Raw genomic sequence first — 19,311 nt, forward strand, 5'->3', positions numbered from 1 at the left:
CACGACGTCGCCTTCGGCCAGACCCGTTACTTTTACCGTATCTTCAGTGCCCGTTGGGTTGTTCGCGACCGTAATCGCCGTTGCCGCTGGTGCTGCGCTGATTTCGCTGTCGTACGTTTTCGTCGTTCTTGCGCTTTCCAGCTTGTCTTCGCTCTTCACGCTCACGTACACGCTGCCCGCTGCCGCGCTGATTTGTTCAATCGTGACCGTTGCGGAAGTGGCATCGGCAGCTACCGTTGCCGTGCCGATGGCCGTGCCGCCCGTTGCTACGCTGTACACGTTCACGATGTCGCCTTCTACCAAACCGGTGACCACGACTTTATCGTCTACGCCTGCTTTGTTGTTCGTTGCCGTGATGTTCGCTACTGCCGGTGCTACGGACACAGGCTCGGTCACGTACGTTTTCGCTACGCGCGTGCTTTCCAGCTTGTTCGTTTTCGTCACCGTGACGTAGACCGAACCGCCCTTGGCGATCAGCAGGTCCTCTTCGGAGATCGTCACTTCCGTTGCATCGGCTGCTACCGTTGCCGTGCCGATGGCCGTGCCGCCCGTTGCTGCGCTGTACACGTTCACGATGTCGCCTTCGGCAAGTCCCGTTACTTTTACCGTATCCGCGCTGCCTGTCGAATTGTTCGTGACTATGATAGCTGTTGCTACAAGCGCAGCGCTAATTTCACCGTCATATGTTTTCGTAATTCTTGCGCTCTCCAGCTTGTCGGCACTTTTCACGCTCACATAGACGCTGCCGGCTGCCGTGCTAATTTGCGTGATCGTGACCGTAGCGGAGGTTGCGCCGGAAGCTACCGTTGCCGTGCCGATTGCCGTGCCGCCTGTGGCTTTGCTGTACACGTTCACGATGTCGCCTTCGGTAAGTCCCGTTACGACGACTTTATCGTCTACGCCTGCTTTGTTGTTTGTTGCCGTGATATTCGCCGCTACCGGTGCTGTCGAAACCGGCTCCGTGACATACGTTTTCGCTACGCGCGTGCTCTCCAGTTTGTTCGCCTTCACCACGGTAACATATACGGTACCGCCTGTTGCCGTAAACAAATCGGCTTTCGAAATTGTTGCTTCCGTCGCACCTGTCGCCACGGTTGCCGTCTCCAGCACTGTACCGCCAGTTGCCACGCCATATACGTTCACGACGTCGCCTTCGGCAAGGCCCGTTACTTTTACCGTATCCGCGCTGCCCGTCGGGTTATTCGTGGTCGTAATTACCGTTGCTGCCGGCGCTGCGCTGACTTCGCTGTCGAACGTTTTAACGATTCGCGTGCTCTCCAGTTTGTCTACGTTCTTCACGCTCACGTATACGCTGCCTGCCGCCGCGCTGATTTGTGCGATCGTTACCGTAGCGGACGTTGCGCCGGAGGCCACTGTCGCCGTACCGATTGCCGTGCCGCCCGTTGCTGCGCTGTACACGTTCACGATGTCGCCTTCGGCCAGACCGGTTACGACGACTTTATCGTCTACGCCTGATTTGTTGTTCGTCGCCGTGATGTTCGCCGCTACCGGCGCTGTCGACACTGGCTCGGACAGGTACGTTTTGGATGTACGGGAGCTCTCTAATTTATTCACTTTCGTTACTGAAACCTGAGCGGTTCCGCCGGTCGCCGCCAGCAAATCCGCTTTGGAAACCGTCACTTCAGTCGCTCCGCTCGCTACTGTTGCACTTTCAAGAACGCTTCCGTATACTGTAACGACGTCGCCTTCCGCGAGGCCAGTTACTTTCACCGTATCGGGGCTGCCCGTTTTTTCGTTGCTAATCGTAATATTTGCCGCCAAAGGCGCTACGGATGTCTCCGAATCATATGCTTTAACTACGCGCGTGCTCTCCGTATCCGTGCCATTGCCGCTCGTTACCGTGACATAGATGCTGCCGGCAGCACTGCCAAGTTGATTGATGCTCACCAGTGCTTCCGTTTCGCCCGAAGATACGGTTGCCGTACCCATAAGCGTTCCTGCCGTTGCGGCATTGTACACTTTCACCACATCGCCCGCAGCAAGTCCGGATACTTTTACCGTGTCTTGCACCCCAGACTTATTGTTCGCGACAATAATCGCCGTTGCCGAAGGAGCAGCCGTTCCAGCTGCAAATCCAATTGCCGGACTCACTGTGGAAAATAATAGCGTTGCGCCTAATAGACCTGTTGCCAGTCTTGCAGACTTCGTTTTGTAACTAGGCTGCACTTTGGATTTGGGCTTTAATTTCATTTGAATTTGCCTCCACAGTAGTAGTAGTCGTATTCTACTATTACTATCGGAAAGAGTTATATCGTTGTTTAGGTATATTTTCACATTTTTCCATTTTCCATCGCGCTACTTACGACCATGTAACACGAAAAGCGGATTCCATCCTAGATATCCATTGCCTCCATTAACTCGCCGGAACAAAAAAACACAGCCTCCTAAGAAGCTGTGTCCGGTATCGCATTGAGCACGAACGCTGCCGTCCGTTATGTTTGTTCAATCAGGCCGTATTTACCATCGTTTCTTCTATATACGACATTGACTTCACTCGTCACCGAATTGGCGAACATGAAGAAGGAATGACCGACCATATTCATGTGTAATATCGCTTCTTCAACATCCATAGGCTTTAAAATGAACTGTTTTGTACGTACAAGTTCATATTCTTCCTCCTCTTCAGCGATTCGGATTGCCGAGCTTTCTTCTTTAAACAACGTGCGAATCCCGCTTTCTTTACGGAATTTACTGTTTATTTTCGTTTTATGTTTTCGAATTTGCCTTTCCAGTTTGTCCACAACCAGATCGGTCGAAGCATACATATCCTCGCTTTTTTCTTCTGCTCTCAGCATTACGTTCGTTAACGGGATCGTCACCTCAATCGCATGTCTTCCTTTGGTTACTGACAGGGTTACGTTTGTTTCGGAGATAGAAGGCTCTTCAAAATACTTTTCCAGGCGGCTCAATTTCTTCTCGACATAATCGCGCAAGGCGTCTGTCACTAAGATGTGTTGACCTCGAATGTTGTATTTCATGCGGCATTCCTCCCTTTTACATGATCTTATTATAACATCTTATTCGGGCGTTCTCCAAGATATTTTCAGTATTTTTTGAATTGTCTAAAATATTTAACCCAGTATTGACCTGGTAGAAACGGCAAGTCTTGCCCTCCCCCGAGAACGCAACAAAAAGCCCCGGTTGCCCGGGGCTGTTGCTTATCACATTCGGTTAAGCGCGCATACCATGTATGATGTGGCCGCTTAACAGCGGGATAATTACAGTTTTTGAACGTTAGCCGCTTGAGGACCGCGTGCGCCTTCGACGATATCGAATTCTACGGATTGGCCTTCTTCAAGCGTCTTGAAACCTTCGGATTGGATCGCGGAAAAGTGAACAAATACGTCGCCGCCTTGTTCTGTCTCGATGAAGCCATAACCTTTTTCAGCGTTGAACCATTTTACTTTACCTTGCATTCAGAACATTCCCTTCATCTTCAAATAGCTGCGAGATCACTAAGCGTGGCCCACAAATCGAATATACCAGAGGCTTCACAAAGTTGTCAATAAGTTTTTGTAAGCGAATACAATTCAGTAACGTTAACCTTTTATCGATGCTTCCGCCTTGCTCTCCCCCATCTTAACCATGCTCTCGGCAACGATGAAATCCAGCAGGGTATCGATATCCAAGGAGCGCTCCTTCGGCATTCGGTACCCTTGCGTACCCGCGTAGAAAAAGGTACGGTTCGAGATGACAAACAAACTGTAGGAGGCATATACGGCTCCGTTCAACGCGTAAATCTTTGAAGCAGCCTGACGTTGAAAAACCATCTCCGCTTCGCTCACGGCAGGGGAAAGTACATTGCATTCGTCGCTGACCGTAAACATCCAGGATAATGGTTTATCCGAATCCGTTACCGACACAACGCTGGCCGTGTCCGAAGTAACGAGCTGTTCCAAGCAGGCGTCAATATCCGCTGCTGTCCGGAACGGACTTGTAGGTTGCAGCAGAACTACAATCTCGTATTCCTTTAATTTCTCTATCGCATGGATAACCGGCAATATGCCCGGCGTATCGTCCTGCGCCAATTCCGCGGGGCGCATGAAAGGAACTTGTCCGCCCCATTCCTCGGCGACGCCGGCAATCTCCGGGCAATCCGTTGATACGAGGACATAATCAATATAGCTCGAAGCCAATGCCTCATTTATCGCCCATGCCAGAAGAGGTTTGCCGCCGAGAATTCGGATATTTTTTTTTGGTAGCCCTTTGGAACCTCCTCTGGCCGGGATAATAGCGAGCACTTTTTGTCCGTTGATCACGCCTGCATCTCCTAACTATTATGAATCGCCATTGACCATGATTGCAGAATTCAACCGAAGTTTTCCAAAAACTCCCCATTAGCCCGCTCGAAATCGTCTTTACGCCCAATATCGATCCAATATTCCCTGATCGGGAAGACAGCCGTATTGAACTCACGCCTTATCGCCTCGTCAAAAAGCGTGGGCATGTCGAAAAACGTATCTTTGGAGATAATCTGTAAAATTTCCGGATCGATGACGTAAATCCCCCCGTTGACGAAAAACTTTTGCAGCGGTTTTTCTTCGATTTTGCGCAGCTTATGATTCTCCACCTGTACGACGCCGTATGGAATCTGGAACTCGTATTCCCTTACGCACATGGTCGCTTTCGCTTTGGCTTCGACATGAAAATCCACCAGTTGACGAAAATTCACCTTCGTAAGCAAGTCTCCGTTCATGACGATAATCGGCTGTTTCAACGTTTCCGGAATCAAGCTAAGCGCTCCGGCCGTACCGAGCCGTTTCCCTTCGTGGATGTAACGGATCTCGATACCCCACCGCGACCCATCGCCAAAATAGTCTTTTATCATGTCCGCTTTATAATTCACGGATATGTAGAATCGATGAAAACCGTTGGAAATAAAACTTTCGAGGATCACTTCCAAAATGGGCTTCATACCGATTTTCAATAACGGCTTGGGACAATCCTTCGTCATTTCCCCGAGTCGCGACCCGAGCCCGCCCGCCATCAGTACGACCCAATTATCCCGACTGTTGCGCTGAAGCAAATCATCGAGCAGATCCAGTCTGACGACTCTCCCTTCATTATCCAATACAGGAAATTGGCGCAAATTCAAGTACTGCATGACGCTCAAAATCACGTCGCGGTCCATCTCGAGCCTGGCCGTTCTCGGTTCGCGATTCATGACCGTCGATACCGGGGAATCCAGACCGATGCCGCGTAAAATCCCCCTTCTTACGTCGCCATCCGTAACCGTTCCTAATAATCGCTCTTTCTCATCCACGACAAGCGCTATCTGCATGGATCCCCGGTCGATGATTTGAAGGACGTCGATAATCGACTGATTCGGTGAAACGAACAACTCCTGTATCGGTTTCATGCTATGATTTCTCCTTTGCGGGTGCGTCCGTAGATCACCATTCGATTAACTCATCCTGCTCATAGCCCCGATTCGCCCTGCGGCCCAGCATCTCCCAATAAAGAGATGGGCTGAGTCCGTTCCCCGGCCGCTTCATAGCCAGATTCGTCTCATCGAATACTTCGCCCTGCTGAATCTTCCTCGAGGCAACGATACTCTTACGGGCAGGCGTCATATTCTTCAGCTCCGATGCGGCCGGATATTTCACTTGGCTCCCCAATGCCGCTTCCGTATTTCTGATCTGTGTAATGAGCTCGCGGATTTCTTGCGGCTCCAGCGAAGCCTGATGATCCGGTCCATCCATCGATTTATCGAGCGTAAAATGCTTCTCGATTATCTTCGCGCCAAGCGCCGCGGCAGCTACTGAAACTTCCGTACCGGGCGTATGATCCGAGTAACCGGCAGGCAACCGAAACGCCTGTTCGAGCGTAATCATGCGATTTAAATGCACGTCTTCATATGGCGTAGGGTATTCCGTCGTGCAATGCAGCAGCGTCACTTTACTTCGAAGCGCCTCTTGTCCTTCTTCCGAAGCGTAAGCGCTGCGAAACGTCGCCGAAGAAGGGTTAATATCCCGGCCGGCCGTAAGGCCGAAAGCAATAACGGACAAGGCTTCCTCAACCTCGCCAAGCGTCGCCATTCCCGTGGAGACGATCAGGTCGCAACCGGTACGGGCGGCTTTCAGCAATAACGGCAAGTTGGTTAAATCTCCAGAAGAGAACTTTAAGCGCCGCAGCTTTAGCTTCTCCGTCAACAGAATGAGACTTTCGTCATCGAATGGCGTCGACAAAAAATCGATACGATTACGTAAGCAGCATTCAAGTAATTCCTCGTGATCCTCTAAGGACAACTCCAACCTCTTGATCATATCCAACTGCGTTTCTTCCGTGCCTGTCGTTTTTTTTTGATAGTCGGCTTTTTCGGCGCGGCTACTGACTAAATTACCTGCTTTGAATGTTTGGAATTTGACTGCATTCGCTCCGGCCTTCGCGGCCTCCTCGACCATTCTCTTTGCTAGCTCGATCGAACCGTTATGATTGACGCCCGCTTCCGCGATGATATAAGTGGCAGCTCTCATTCTAAAACCCCTTTGGAAGAAACGAACGCTTCTTATGCTTATTTGTCGGTTTCTCAATCCGGCTTGCAACGAACTTACGCCTGCATATCGTAAAAGGACTTCAACAAAATGCCATCGAGCGAAATGCTTTTCAATACCGCTTTGATTTTCGGTGCCGTATTTCCCTCTCCGTATATCGACGTCATGGATTGCAGCGATTCCCGAAAGGCAGTCGTCAACGCATGACGGACCGCGTCAACGATTTCTTCGCTGGACGAACCGCAATCAACAATCGAGGAACCTTTCATGCGACCGCTCTGACGGTTTCCGATGTTGACCGTCGGGATACGAAACATAGGCGCTTCTATAATCCCGCTAGAGGAGTTGCCGATTACGGCATCCACATGGTTTAACGCGCTTAAGTACCTAAGCTGTCCCAGCGAATCAAAGCACTTGACGCGCTCCGGCTGGCGTTCAGCGTACGCATCCATCTTCGCCGCTATAATGCGTCCATCCATATCGGAGTTCGGTTTCGTCAAGATGATCTTGGCGGCAGGAAATCGGTCCAAGGCGTCCAACAACTGATCGATCAATTCGCTCGAAGACTGCTTCGCCAACGTTAGCGGATGATAGGTCACTAGGAAATTGATCGAGCCAAGCTCGAAATCCAGCGATTGTTCAAGCTCCTGCTTGCCGAGCAACCGAAGCCCGAGGATATTATCCAATCCGATCGCGCCTACGTTATACACGCTGTCCGGGCGCTCACCGAGTTGAATGACCCGCGCCCTGTATGGCTCGGTCGCAGGAAAATGAACGTGCGCCATTTTTGTAATGCTATGGCGGATCGCCTCGTCGATTGCCCCTTCCGTGCTTTCGCCCCCATGGAGATGCGCGATCGGAACATTGGCGATCATCGCGGCTTGCGCTGCCGTCATCATTTCGTAGCGGTCTCCGAGCAGGACGATAATATCGGGCTTTAAGCGGTCGATAGCGTCCGCGAACCCAATAAGCGCAAGACCCATCGACTTCGTGATTCCCACTGCCGTGTCGCTCGATAAAAGCATTTCCACTTTGGCATCTATGTTGAATCCGTCGTGTTCGATTTGCCGCAGCGTAAGTCCGAATTCAGGGGAAAGGTGCATGCCGGTTACAATGAGTTGAAGCTCGATTTCGTCGTCCTCTTGCAGCTCATGCAGCAGCGGCGTAAGCAAGCCGTATTCTGCTCTCGTTCCGGTAACGACGCATATTTTCCTTCTGCTAGTTCTCGTCAACAGTAAATCAGCCCCTGACTGCTCGGCACGTTCACGACGGCATCTTCCATTCGTTCCGTGACGGGTAATGGCATGCGAGGCACACGTTCAAACATCGGAAGCCGGTGCATGGGTACCCAAATCGGACGCGTCTGGAAACCGGCGTCGTTCGTCCGCTGCAAGACCATATCGCGGAGTACCGGATCGGGCTGATCAAGAATAAGCGCGTTCAGCCAATAATTGCTGACGCAGTTGTCGGGCTCCGTCATCAAACGGACGCCCTGGACGGAACCGATGCGGGCCTTGTACCGCTCGGCAACCGCGCGCTTGTCGGCAAGGGTTTGCTCCAAACTTTCCAGCTGCGCGCAGCCTAAGGCCGCATTTAAATTCGGCATTCGATAGTTGAAGCCTGTCTGATCGTGAACATAGGTCCAACGATGAGGAAGCTTCGCTGTCGTCGTGAGATGTTTCGCCGCCCTGGCAAGCCCCGCATCGTTGGTTACGATCGCGCCGCCGCCCCCGGTCGTCACGATTTTATTGCCGTTAAAGCTGAACGCGCCCAATCGGCCGAATGTCCCGGTATGTCGGCCTTTATAAGTGGAACCCAACGATTCGGCCGCATCCTCTACCAGCTCAAGCTTATACCGCGCGCACAACTCCATCAGGGGGTCCAAATCGACGGGATGGCCAAACGTGTGCATCGGTACAACGGCCTTGATGCGGTTGCCCGTCATTCGGTTTATCGGTTGACCCTCCGAATCGAAACGCACGATATCTATTAAGTAGCTCTCCATCGCATCGGCATCCATGCCAAGCGTAGATTCGGCAATATCGACAAAATGCGGAATGGCTCCGCAATAACTGACCGCGTTCGCCGTTGCGACAAAAGTCAAGGAAGGGATGAGCACTTCATCCCCTTCCTTGACTCCGGCAAGCAGCAAGCCGACGTGCAGCGCGGCAGTACCGTTCACGACGGCCACCGCGTAGGACGCTCCAGTCCAGGCTGCCATATCTTTTTCGAATCGGTCCACGAACGGCCCCGCGGATGAAACCCATTTCGTGTCGATGCATTCCTTAACATAGTTCCATTCATTCCCAACGAACTCCGGTTCATGCAGCGCGACCGCTCCGTTCCGCCGACTAAACGCATTTTCCAGCAAAGCGACGATTTCTTCCGGCAAGCGCTCCTGGCTCATATCGCAGTTCCCCTTAAATGTTATAAATCGAAGCCTTGTACTGCGCTAAATTGCGCGGGTCGCTGAACCATTCGATTGTTTCCCGTAACCCTCTTCGGAATCCTTCTTCCCCGGCATATTCCGGTTGCCATGCGAGCAATTCGAACGCTTTCGCGTTGTCGGCCCACAGACGTTCGACTTCGCTTTTGTCCGGTCTAATGCGTACTTCGTCCGTCACCCACTCGACTTCCCTTTCCATTAACTCGCCGATCAATTTAGCGGTGCGTCCGATCGAAATCTCGAAATTGCTGCCGATATTGATAACCTCGCCGATGCTCGAAACCGATTCGAGCATGTGTACAAAGCCTCGAACCGTATCCGCCACGAAGTTGAAATCCCGCGTAGGATGAACGGCGCCTAGTTTAATGCTGCTTTTGCCCGCGGCAAGCTGCGTAATTATCGTAGGAATGACGGCTCGGGCGGATTGTCGCGGGCCGTACGTGTTAAACGGCCGGATAATGCCTACTGGCAATTCGAACGAACGGTAGAAGGAGATCGCCATCTGGTCCGCTCCGATCTTCGAGGCCGAATACGGCGATTGCCCTTGCAAGGGATGGTTCTCGTCGATCGGCACGTACTGCGCCGTCCCGTATACCTCGCTCGTCGAGGTGTGTACGACTTTGCCGATCCCGAGTTCCCGGGCAGCCTGCAATACATTGAGCGTACCTTTAATGTTCGTATCCACGTAGGTATCGGGCGAATGGTACGAGAACGGGATGGCAATCAACGCGCCCAAATGAAGAACGGCATCGCAGCCCTTCATCGCTTCCTTCACGCCATGCGGGTCTCTCAAATCGCCGGTAAACACTTCAAAGCTGCCCTGGACATCCTCCGCGGCATGATCCAGCCAGCCCCAGGAGTTAAAGGAATTGTACATCGTGAAAGCTCTTACGTCATATCCGCGGCGAACGAGCCCTTCCGTCAAGTGGGATCCGATAAACCCGTCGGCCCCCGTAACCAATAGTTTGCGAAATGTCGTCATATCTGCTCCTTACATGTCGCTTAATGACAATGAAAGCGACTGTTCTTCATGATGAATGCGGCGAAGCGATTCCTCTACGAGCTCGACGAGCGCGGGGCTTCCGTCGAGAATCGCCTTTATGAGCGGACCTACGATATGGCGAGTCCGTTCTGCTCGCTTAATCAGATTATTCTCTTTCGCGATGTCCGGCAAGTCGCGTTCCATCTCGAATATCTCGTTTCGGAAGACTTTGAGGTACAGCGCCTTAAACGGTCCGCTGTGCACGACGGAGCGCCACTCCGCATCGAATTCACCCATCAGCTTCAGGCATTTATTTGGATTGGTTCGGCTTAAATCCGCAAGCTTTTTTAGGCTTGCATCCAGGTATCGCAATTTCCGTTCGTTCAGCTGCAGCGTCTCGCGCAAATCGACTACGCGGTTATGCACTCGCGTCACGCTCCGGTCGTCGTACGGGCGCAGCTGCGAGACCGCCTTAACGAAGAAATCCGCCTCCGGACACGCGCTTCTCAAACGTTCATAAACATTGTCCAGCGGTTCCCATTGCGTATGCTTTATCTTCGCTCCCATTCGGGTAGCATTCGTAAATTGAATGTGAGGGAACTGCTCGATTAAATTCTCTATGCCAGCCAGCGTTACTTTCATGGCGTTATTGGTTCGATTCACGGCTCCGCGCACGTTTTCGACAAAATACGTCGCTTTTTCGAGGACGGAATCGCTGTATTCCTTCGTGAAATGAGCAGCCCCGGGCGCATACATGCTGGTACCCGGATATGAAAAATCTTGTCCCGTAAACACGATTTCCTTGCAGCCCATAAAAATGGCCGCTTGAATCGCAGTCCCCGTCACCGAATCCGTCGGTTTAAAGAACGGATACGATTCCTCAAGATCGAATATGTATTTGTTCGTGATATCGCTCGTATAAAACAAATGAATAAGCGGATCTATCGGGCCATCCAATATTTCATGATATAGCATAGGGCTGAACAAGAACGGTATACCAGAGATATTCAGGTTTTTAAAAACGTTGTTATTGATCGGATCCCCGTCGATCGAGACGATCAGATGAGGTTCTATGCCATAATGCAGCAACGACTGGGTCGTCGATCCTGCCGCTATAATAATCGCATGCGGTTTAAGCTTCTTTAGGCATGCGATATCTGCTTCCAGAGAGGGCCCCGCCCCCGCGACAACGGCGGTCATGCCTTCGAATTTGCCTTTCAGTCCCTCGATGGAAGGCGAATTCAACGTCTTGGCAAGGTTATTCATATAATTCGTGACCCACTGCATACCATATTTCTTGTACATGATAAACGAGCTGTCGTAATTGATAATGGCCGTGCCCGCATCCGTAAAAAAATCGTTTTTTTCTTGCTCTTTGATTCGATCGTAGGCAGGCAGGGAAAGCGTGTCCGCTCCGGCCTTCAAATATCTCAAAAAGCCGTAAATGAAGTTATCCCGATCCGATTTCGTCCGTCCGATAACGATTTCCTTCACATTGGATTTCCCTATGATCTCCTGAAGCTCGATGGCCTCCATGGCTGCCAGCATCACCTGCTCATCCGGCTCATACACATAAAGCCGATGGTCCGGATACAAGTCCGCATACGCCAGCGCATGGAACCCGAAACCGAAACCGAAAAAGATCACATTCTCTTTGCGATCGCCGCTCCCGGCAGCTGAATCCGCCCAGCGCCTGGATTCATGTATAGGGTCGTATTGGCTGTACAAGTAGAAATTCTCGTCCGCCAAATATAAGTTCGGCCGATTATTCCTGGTATAGACGAGCTGGTAACGCTCCTCGTCCCTTGCAATCGTGCTTAATAATCCATAAACCTGCGGATAGCGAACTTTCACGAATGCCATGTTTCGAACAAATCGTTCGTTCCGCGCTTGCCGAGTTTCGCCCAACTCCGCAGCCAAGCGTTCTACGACCGTAATCAGTTCAAATTGTAGATAGTCGCTTGCCCCGACAAAATCCTCTTCGTCCACGCATCGATTCATAGCTTGGAAACGGTCGCTCAACTCGGAGACGGTTCTCTGGATGACCGGCAGCCATGCGCGAAAGCGTCCGGATTCAACAAGATCGGAGCCCATGGCTTGAAGCGTACGATACAAGTCGTCTATGCCTTCGACCACGTCGCCGAACTGCTGCCAGGCATCTTCGTCCATCGGCAGGCAAAGCCGCGTCGCGATCGATCTAGATGCCGAAATAAGCTTAGGCAAGAAGAGCTTCACTTCTTCTAGTACCTCTTCCGTTTGAAACTCCTGCTGCTCCATTCATCGGCCTCCTAAGCTTGATTCCGCAGAAATTAGCCTGCGACAATCGTTTCTCGATCGAGCTCAACCCTATTTACGGCTTCCTTGACGATTCCGCCGACCGTAGGCAGCGACTCCAAGATCGCTTTGGCGAGCGACCCTACTACGTTACAAAACAGGTCCGCCTTCCGGATCACGTTTCTCTCTTCTACGAGTTCCTGCAGATCCCGATCGTAGGTGCGAAGATCGTTCGGGATAATAAACGCCAACGAGAATTCGAACGCCTTGTTGTGCATCACGGTTTCCCACAGTTCCTCGATTTCGATCATCGTCTTATGGCATTTTTGCGGTTTCACTCGGCTTAACGCTTGTAGTCCGCCAAGCTTTTGCACGATTCGTTTCAACGTCGCTTCCATCCGCTCGATTTGTTCCGGCGTATTCGTTAAACGGGTCAAGATCTCCTGCCGATGTTTCTCGTCGACCGGTCGCAGATCGCTCTCCATTACCTGCGCCACCATATTTGGGGGGACAAGAACATCCGCAATACGCTCGAGCACGCTCGCCATGTCTTGCCATTCCGTATGCTTGATTTTAGCCCCGATCCGGGACGTGTTCGTGAATACGATATGAGGGTATCTGCTCAATAACTTCTCGATTTCGCCGAGCGTTACTTTCATCATATCATTCGAACGGTTCATGCCGCCTTGAACGTTCTCAACCTGAAGGATGGCCGCATTGACCATCGCTTTACTCTTTTCCGACGTGACGTGTTTGGCTCCCGTGGCGTACATCTCCTCAGTCGGGTAAGAAAAATCCTGCCCCGTAAACACGATCTCCGTACACCCCATGTAAATAGCCGCCTGGATGGCCGGCCCTGTAACGGAAGGCGTCGAGCTAAACAACGGTTCGCCGATTTCCGTGCCGAGATAATAGTTGGTCGTGAAATCATTTTCCGGCAAGAAATACATCAACCTCTTTTTATCTTTAAGAATCGTGAATTTGAGCTGCGGTCCGTACAGTAGAGGGACGTCGTCCAAATCAAGATGCCTAAAAGCGGCATCGTTCGCTTCCGAGTAATCCAGCGAAACGACTAAATGGGGAGTAATCCCGAAATGCATCAAAGATTGAACGGCCGTTCCGGCCGCAATAATCAGCGCATGGTTTTTAAGCTGACGCAACGTCTCAATATCCCGTTCCAACGAAGGACCCGCGCCTACGATAACCGCCGTCTGCCCTTTTAATCGGTCCTTCATCCCTCGTATCGAAGGCGATTGGATGAGATGGGACAAATTATACAATTTGTTCTGGTACAGTTGGATCCCGTAATAAGCTGCCGTTTTGGCGGACATTTCAAAGTGCATGATGGCTTTCTTCGCGTCTTCGAAAAACTCCAATTTTCTCTGCTTATCTACCCGGTCATAAGAGGGCAGAGACGTGACGGCGGTATCCCCCTTCGCGAACTTAACGAATTTGAAAAACGATTTATGTCTTAAGGTTTCATTCCAGCCGACGACGAGCAACTCGATCTTGGTGCGGGCGAACAACTTCTGGAAATCGACGGCATGCATCGCGGCCAGCATGACTTGTTCATCCGGCTCGTAGATAACCCACTTATGATCCGGATATCTCAACGACAATTGCTTCAAATGATAGCCGAACCCGATGCCGTACACGACCACGTTGGTTTTGCCGGCCATCGTTTCGTCCATAGAATCCGCCCAGATTCCCGCTTCGCGTTCGGGATCATACTGACTGTATAAATAAATGCTCTGATTCTCTTGTGTTCGCAGATAGAGATTCGGAGAACCGTTGCTTGCATACGTTACTTGGCAGTACGACTTGTCCGCGCGCAGGTTTCTCAGTGATTGATACGCCTGAGGATGCTCCTTCTCGAGGTACGCAAGATTGGCTGCAAACCTGCTCTCGACGACGTCCTTCTCTTCTCCTAGCTTTATGGAAAATGCCTGTATGATGCCGGCGAGTTCATAGTTCATGCAATCGGCGGCGTGAACGAACTGTTCCTCATCCATCAATTGATTTAATTCCGCGAATCTAGACGCAAGTTGTTCCGAGAACGCCGCCATGACGGAGTGCAGCGCATCTCCTTCTGCCTCCATTTCGCTTCTAAGCCAATTAACGGTTTTATAGAGATCATCTACGCCCTCAAGCAATTCTCCGAGTTCCGTCCACGCCTGTTCGTTAACCGAAACATAAAACAACGCCGAGACCGAACTGCATGCCTGCAGCAATCGAGGCAAAAAAATCTTGACTTCCTCAAGTATAGATTCGAGCTCTGTCGTATCGCTTCCCATGTGTCTTCCACCATTCTTTTGCTGAAATGAAGTCGGCGCGACTGTTGTCCCTGCCGGGAGTCCGTCGCGCCTTTTATCCATCAATGACTGCCCGTGCTGTACGGGGAAGGACTCATACCCGTCTTCATCCCGTTAGTTCCGCTTATCCACCATATAGGCGTCTGCATAATCCTTATGCTTATAAGCATTCTTTTGTTTCCTAAAAGCCTGTAGCCGAACAACTGCGGATGCAGCTTCATTCTTCAATCGATCCATATGTTCCATGACGGAAGCGTCATACTGCAATATTTCCCGTACCACCTTCTTTTGCGCAGGGGGCAGTTCACCGGCTTCGGCGATCCTATCGGTTAGCGTTTGCCGTAGGTCGACTAAACGTTCGAACCGCTCGTATTCCTCGGACTGGCCAGCCTCGCTCAAATACTTAGCCTCTATTAACACTTGCCTCAGCAGATTATCCATGAATGATTTCTCTGGCTGCCAGTGCCGGCTTCGAAGCTTGCGTCCACGATGCCTTCAAGTCGACCAAATGAGCAAGCACTTCAAGTGCCGGCTCCTTGTCCTTCTTCATGTTCGCCGCGATCAGCCGATGAAGCATGTATTCGTAAATTTGCGCCAATTCGGAGGAGATGGGATATTGAAAATTTAGCGAAGCGATCAACTCATGCACGATATTCTGTGCTTTAATCAGGTTGGTATTGGACTTCTCTATGTTTCGGTTTTCAATCCCTTCGATACCTTGCTTGATAAAGCGAATGGCCCCGTCGTAAAGCATGATAATAAGCTGCGCAGGAGAAGCGGTCTGGACGGATTGTTGTTGATATTTCTCGTAAGGGTTGGATACCATGCCGTTCACTCCTTTATTGCGATGCTCCGAATAAACTGCTTGCTTGCGAATTATACCGATTCATAGCGGTTTCCATCGCGGTGAACTTTTGGTAATAACTATCTTCCAACCTGTTCAAGTGATCGGTTTCTTCGTTAATCCGATCGTCGAAGGTACGTAATTGTTCACCGAACGTACTCGCCAACAAGAACGAGCTGTTCTTGTCCGCGCTGTACTTCGAGGTCCCGACTCGGCTGGCCAACTCGTCGAGCGCCGACATAACCACGTTGGAAAGTCGATTAAATAGACCGTTGTCGGGGTTGGAAGCCGAACCTTTCTTCACCGGATCAGTTTCTTTCGTCTGTTGCGTAAACAATTTCATTACTTTATCCGGATCCGCCTCGATTGCCGCCCGAAGCTTCGCCTCGTCCTTGATCACCAGCTTGCCGTGATTTTCCCAGGACGACGAATCGATGCCCAGCTCGCCTAAAACGAGTTGTTCGCCATCGATCGTGACCGGAGAAATGGAGGAAAGTCTAATATCGCTCGTCAATTTCGTAAGCGTGGCATCGCCATTTAGGAGACCGCTCTTTGCCTTTTGTTCCCAAAGGGTAATTTCGCTATCCTTCATGCCTTCTTTTTGTTCGGCAGTGAGCGGAGCGTACTTTCTAAAACGCTCTTCGCTTAACTTGCTTGTTAACGTATCGAGCACGTCGTTAAAATCAGTGATAAACGACTTGATCGTGTTAAGAACCGTATCCGTATTCGTGACGATATTCAACGTCGTAGGGGTTCCCGCACTTGGCGCGTTCAGTGTAATTTCAACGCCGTTCTCAGTGAAAACATTACTGCTACGAGTGGTTGCGATGCCGTTGATAACAAGGCTGGCATCCTTCCCTTGCTCCGCCGTGGAGGATGAAGCAGGCATGTTGAAGCTGGCAAGCAAGCCCGAGGTATCGTTTAATGCAATGCTTCCTGCACCCGTTGCTTTTGACGAAATCGACAAGCGACCCGTAACACCATCGACAAACGCGTTCACTTTCGCGGAACTATTGTTAATAGTGGTCACGACATCCGATAGTTTATCTGTTTCGTTCATCGAGATCGTTACGGGCGAACCGCTTCCGTTCGTGATATCAAAGGACACTTTGCCCCCAACTGCCGTATACGCTATTTTTCCTTCCGCCTGTAGATCGCTTAACGTCTTGCTTGCATCGATTCCGCCAGGGATACTAGCCGTACTTGTCACTTGCGCCGCCGTTGCAAGATTATTCACTTGGATGGTCATCGTGCCCGAAGATGCACCGGAGTTCGCCTTTGCGCTGACTGCCCCCGTATTCCCGCTGAGATTGACCTGTTTGGCTGCAATGCCGCTTTGCAGACCATAGTTAAAAAGCTTATTATTGCGAAAATCGACCAATTTCGAAGTGATGTCGCGATATTGCTCCCGTTGCCATTCCATTGTGGTCTTCTGCTGATTTAGGCGGTCCAGAGGTCCTTTCTTTGCCGTAACTAATTGCTTAACGATGGAATCGATGTCCATCCCTGAGCCCAAACCCGTAATTCTCATGATTATGTCCTCCCCCTTTATATCTTTTTGTCAATCAGGATGCCTGCGAATTCCATCATCTTGGCTACCAAATCCAAGGTCTTTTCAGGAGGGATCTCTCGAATCAATTCGCCGGTTTCCTTATTCAGCACTTTAATGGTAATCGTCTTTGTCGCTTCATGCATCTTGATCTCGCATGTGGTGTCGGGACCCTCGATTGCCTTCACTGCTCTATCGATCGCTTTAATAAGTTGCGCCTCGCCAATCGACAAATTCACGCCTTCCAATTCGGCGGTTCGCAATTCTTTGCCGGTTTGGACCGACTTCACCGCAGCAGCATGCTGCGAGGCCGGGTTGCTGCTTTGCGAGCTTGATTGACTTGCAGAAGACAATGGAATTTCCACTGGAGAACTGCCGCTAACCGATTGAATGCTCATATTCTCACTCCGCTCTTTCTTTTTACTACTTCTTATATCGACGTTTCGCCTTGTAATTATTAATGTTCAAAAAAAAAACAGAGACCTCAGTCGAACTAAGGTCTCTGTTGACGTTCATGCCGTGATTAACGAAGCAGGGAAAGCACGCCTTGCGGCGCGGAGTTCGCCTGAGCGAGCATCGCTTGCGAAGCTTGCAGCAAGATGTTGTTCTTCGTGAGGTCGACCATTTCCTTCGCCATGTCCGTATCGCGGATACGGGATTCGGAAGCCGTCAAGTTCTCGACGGTCGTGCCCAGATTGTTCGACGTGTACTCCAGACGGTTTTGCTTTGCGCCGAGCGTTGCGCGTTGCGTCGACGTATTCTTGATCGCTGTCTCGATATCCGCCAATGTAGTGCCGCTGTCAAGCCCCGTGATGCCCGTAGTGTCGATGCCGGAAATGGCGATCGTCGCGGAAGCATCGTCGGCTTGAATTGTTGCTCCGGTCGTAATGCTGATGCCGTTGAACTTCGTGTTCGTGAAGATTTGGTCGATTTGCGAACCGAGTTGATCCAACTCAAGGTTGATGTTCGACTTGTCGGAAGAAGAGTACGTGCCGTTCGCTTTTTGAACGTTCAGCTCTTTCATGCGCGTCAGCATGGAGCTTACTTCGTTCATTGCGCCCTCTGCCGTTTGAACGTACGAGATTCCGTCTTGCACGTTGCGTTGCGCTTGCTCGAGACCGCGGATTTGTCCGCGCATTTTCTCGGATACCGCCAAGCCAGCGGCATCGTCAGCCGCACGGTTGATACGAAGACCGGAAGACAGCTTTTCCATGCTTTTGCTTGCTGCATTGTTGTTCAGCGTCATGTTGCGGTGCGTGTTTACGGCTTGAAGATTGTGATTAATACGCATTTGATTTTCCTCCTTGAATTGGTTGATAATTGCCCACGTCCATGTGGTAGGCCGTAAAAAGCCGATTGCCCTTATCCGGCCCTTATTCCTATATCGGCTCGTCGTCAAGGCTTCGTTATAGCAATTCGTCGCTTTTCTGCAATTTTCGCGGCACTCGCTGCGAACAACGGTGCAAAAAAAACAGAGACCTTAGCCGAGCTAAGGTCTCTGTTGACGTTCATGCCGCGATTAACGAAGCAGGGAGAGTACGCCTTGCGGCGCGGAGTTCGCTTGCGCGAGCATCGCTTGCGAAGCTTGCAGCAAAATGTTGTTCTTCGTAAGGTCGACCATTTCTTTTGCCATGTCCGTGTCGCGGATACGGGATTCGGAAGCCGTCAAGTTCTCGACGGTCGTTCCTAGGTTATTCGACGTGTACTCCAGACGGTTTTGCTTTGCGCCGAGCGTTGCGCGCTGCGTCGACGTATTCTTGATCGCCGTCTCGATTGCACTCAAGTCCGAAGTATCATTAAGGCCCGTGATACCCGTAGTGTCGATACCGGAAATTGCGATTGTCGCGGAAGCATCGTCTGCTTGGATCGTTGCGCCGGCCGTAATGCTGATCCCGTTGAACTTCGTGTTCGTGAAGATTTGATCGATTTGCGAACCGAGTTGGTTCAACTCAAGGTTGATGTTCGACTTGTCGGAAGAAGAGTACGTGCCATTCGCTTTTTGAACGTTCAGCTCTTTCATGCGCGTCAGCATGGAGCTTACTTCGTTCATTGCGCCCTCTGCCGTTTGAACGTACGAGATTCCGTCTTGCACGTTGCGTTGCGCTTGCTCGAGACCGCGGATTTGTCCGCGCATTTTCTCGGATACCGCCAAGCCAGCGGCATCGTCAGCCGCACGGTTGATGCGAAGACCGGAAGACAGCTTTTCCATGCTTTTGCTTGCTGCATTGTTGTTCAGCGTCATGTTGCGGTGCGTGTTTACGGCTTGAAGATTGTGGTTAATACGCATTTGAATTTCCTCCCTGAATGGTTGATGGATGCCCACATCCGTGTGGTTAGCCCCATAAGTCGATTGCCCTTATCCGGCCCTTATTCCTATATCGGCTCGTCG

General features: G+C 51.0%; 17 protein-coding genes. All 17 read right to left on the reverse strand.

The features are described from left to right. Positions 1-1,950, reverse strand: a 1,950-nt coding sequence (locus AC50YL_RS32065; RefSeq protein WP_494837442.1) for a hypothetical protein, incomplete at its 3' end; no start/stop codon positions are given. A 503-nt stretch (positions 1,951-2,453) separates the two neighbouring features. Next, on the reverse strand, positions 2,454-2,999 hold the full coding sequence (hpf, locus tag AC50YL_RS32070; RefSeq protein ID WP_494837443.1) for a ribosome hibernation-promoting factor, HPF/YfiA family: 546 nt from the start codon (positions 2,997-2,999) through the stop codon (positions 2,454-2,456). A 240-nt stretch (positions 3,000-3,239) separates the two neighbouring features. After that, positions 3,240-3,437 (reverse strand): cold-shock protein, encoded by a 198-nt coding sequence (locus AC50YL_RS32075; protein ID WP_161745713.1) that lies wholly within the window; start codon positions 3,435-3,437, stop codon positions 3,240-3,242. Positions 3,438-3,560: 123 nt separating this feature from the next. Continuing rightward, the gene (locus tag AC50YL_RS32080; RefSeq protein ID WP_494837444.1) at positions 3,561-4,280 is read right to left on the reverse strand and encodes an acylneuraminate cytidylyltransferase family protein; all 720 of its coding nucleotides are present in this window, start codon (positions 4,278-4,280) and stop codon (positions 3,561-3,563) included. A 50-nt stretch (positions 4,281-4,330) separates the two neighbouring features. Further along, positions 4,331-5,380 carry a nucleotidyltransferase family protein gene (locus AC50YL_RS32085; RefSeq protein WP_494837446.1) on the reverse strand — a complete coding sequence of 350 codons (1,050 nt, stop codon included), beginning with the start codon at positions 5,378-5,380 and terminating at the stop codon, positions 4,331-4,333. A 34-nt stretch (positions 5,381-5,414) separates the two neighbouring features. Further along, a complete protein-coding gene (gene neuB / locus AC50YL_RS32090) occupies positions 5,415-6,566 on the reverse strand; it encodes an N-acetylneuraminate synthase (RefSeq protein WP_494837447.1) in 1,152 nt (383 codons plus the stop codon). A 5-nt stretch (positions 6,567-6,571) separates the two neighbouring features. Further along, positions 6,572-7,747 (reverse strand): UDP-N-acetylglucosamine 2-epimerase, encoded by a 1,176-nt coding sequence (neuC, locus tag AC50YL_RS32095; protein ID WP_494837448.1) that lies wholly within the window; start codon positions 7,745-7,747, stop codon positions 6,572-6,574. Continuing rightward, a complete protein-coding gene (locus AC50YL_RS32100) occupies positions 7,744-8,922 on the reverse strand; it encodes a LegC family aminotransferase (RefSeq protein ID WP_494837450.1) in 1,179 nt (392 codons plus the stop codon). The genes neuC and AC50YL_RS32100 overlap by 4 nt, the downstream gene beginning before the upstream one ends. Before the next feature lie 13 nt (positions 8,923-8,935). Then, on the reverse strand, positions 8,936-9,943 hold the full coding sequence (locus AC50YL_RS32105; protein ID WP_494837452.1) for an NAD-dependent 4,6-dehydratase LegB: 1,008 nt from the start codon (positions 9,941-9,943) through the stop codon (positions 8,936-8,938). Between the two features lie 9 nt (positions 9,944-9,952). Further along, positions 9,953-12,220 carry a motility associated factor glycosyltransferase family protein gene (locus tag AC50YL_RS32110; RefSeq protein WP_494837453.1) on the reverse strand — a complete coding sequence of 756 codons (2,268 nt, stop codon included), beginning with the start codon at positions 12,218-12,220 and terminating at the stop codon, positions 9,953-9,955. A 32-nt stretch (positions 12,221-12,252) separates the two neighbouring features. Continuing rightward, positions 12,253-14,592: a motility associated factor glycosyltransferase family protein gene (locus tag AC50YL_RS32115; RefSeq protein ID WP_494837455.1), complete on the reverse strand. Its 2,340-nt coding sequence runs from the start codon at positions 14,590-14,592 to the stop codon at positions 12,253-12,255. 51 nt (positions 14,593-14,643) lie between these two features. Beyond that, on the reverse strand, positions 14,644-14,970 hold the full coding sequence (locus AC50YL_RS32120; protein WP_494837457.1) for a flagellar protein FliT: 327 nt from the start codon (positions 14,968-14,970) through the stop codon (positions 14,644-14,646). Then, the gene (gene fliS, locus AC50YL_RS32125; protein WP_494837627.1) at positions 14,963-15,355 is read right to left on the reverse strand and encodes a flagellar export chaperone FliS; all 393 of its coding nucleotides are present in this window, start codon (positions 15,353-15,355) and stop codon (positions 14,963-14,965) included. The genes AC50YL_RS32120 and fliS overlap by 8 nt, the downstream gene beginning before the upstream one ends. Positions 15,356-15,368: 13 nt before the next feature. Continuing rightward, positions 15,369-16,904: a flagellar filament capping protein FliD gene (gene fliD, locus AC50YL_RS32130; protein ID WP_494837458.1), complete on the reverse strand. Its 1,536-nt coding sequence runs from the start codon at positions 16,902-16,904 to the stop codon at positions 15,369-15,371. A 17-nt stretch (positions 16,905-16,921) separates the two neighbouring features. Then, positions 16,922-17,320 (reverse strand): flagellar protein FlaG, encoded by a 399-nt coding sequence (locus tag AC50YL_RS32135; RefSeq protein ID WP_494837460.1) that lies wholly within the window; start codon positions 17,318-17,320, stop codon positions 16,922-16,924. 125 nt (positions 17,321-17,445) lie between these two features. After that, positions 17,446-18,213, reverse strand: a complete 768-nt coding sequence (locus tag AC50YL_RS32140; RefSeq protein WP_494837461.1) for a flagellin N-terminal helical domain-containing protein — start codon at positions 18,211-18,213, stop codon at positions 17,446-17,448. Between the two features lie 228 nt (positions 18,214-18,441). Next, positions 18,442-19,209, reverse strand: a complete 768-nt coding sequence (locus AC50YL_RS32145) for a flagellin N-terminal helical domain-containing protein (protein ID WP_494837462.1) — start codon at positions 19,207-19,209, stop codon at positions 18,442-18,444. Positions 19,210-19,311 lie beyond the last annotated feature (102 nt).

The organism is Paenibacillus sp. J22P277 (assembly GCF_059383675.1).

What these genes read in the sequence shown, in the direction of transcription:
- AC50YL_RS32110 (WP_494837453.1), bottom strand. Translation starts at nt 12,220, where the DNA reads ATGGAGCAGCAGGAGTTTCAAACGGAAGAGGTACTAGAAGAAGTGAAG.
- hpf (WP_494837443.1), bottom strand. Translation starts at nt 2,999, where the DNA reads ATGAAATACAACATTCGAGGTCAACACATCTTAGTGACAGACGCCTTG.
- AC50YL_RS32075 (WP_161745713.1), bottom strand. Translation starts at nt 3,437, where the DNA reads ATGCAAGGTAAAGTAAAATGGTTCAACGCTGAAAAAGGTTATGGCTTC.
- AC50YL_RS32105 (WP_494837452.1), bottom strand. Translation starts at nt 9,943, where the DNA reads ATGACGACATTTCGCAAACTATTGGTTACGGGGGCCGACGGGTTTATC.
- AC50YL_RS32145 (WP_494837462.1), bottom strand. Translation starts at nt 19,209, where the DNA reads ATGCGTATTAACCACAATCTTCAAGCCGTAAACACGCACCGCAACATG.
- AC50YL_RS32120 (WP_494837457.1), bottom strand. Translation starts at nt 14,970, where the DNA reads ATGGATAATCTGCTGAGGCAAGTGTTAATAGAGGCTAAGTATTTGAGC.
- AC50YL_RS32140 (WP_494837461.1), bottom strand. Translation starts at nt 18,213, where the DNA reads ATGCGTATTAATCACAATCTTCAAGCCGTAAACACGCACCGCAACATG.
- fliD (WP_494837458.1), bottom strand. Translation starts at nt 16,904, where the DNA reads ATGAGAATTACGGGTTTGGGCTCAGGGATGGACATCGATTCCATCGTT.
- AC50YL_RS32100 (WP_494837450.1), bottom strand. Translation starts at nt 8,922, where the DNA reads ATGAGCCAGGAGCGCTTGCCGGAAGAAATCGTCGCTTTGCTGGAAAAT.
- AC50YL_RS32085 (WP_494837446.1), bottom strand. Translation starts at nt 5,380, where the DNA reads ATGAAACCGATACAGGAGTTGTTCGTTTCACCGAATCAGTCGATTATC.
- AC50YL_RS32135 (WP_494837460.1), bottom strand. Translation starts at nt 17,320, where the DNA reads ATGAGCATTCAATCGGTTAGCGGCAGTTCTCCAGTGGAAATTCCATTG.
- AC50YL_RS32115 (WP_494837455.1), bottom strand. Translation starts at nt 14,592, where the DNA reads ATGGATAAAAGGCGCGACGGACTCCCGGCAGGGACAACAGTCGCGCCG.
- fliS (WP_494837627.1), bottom strand. Translation starts at nt 15,355, where the DNA reads ATGGTATCCAACCCTTACGAGAAATATCAACAACAATCCGTCCAGACC.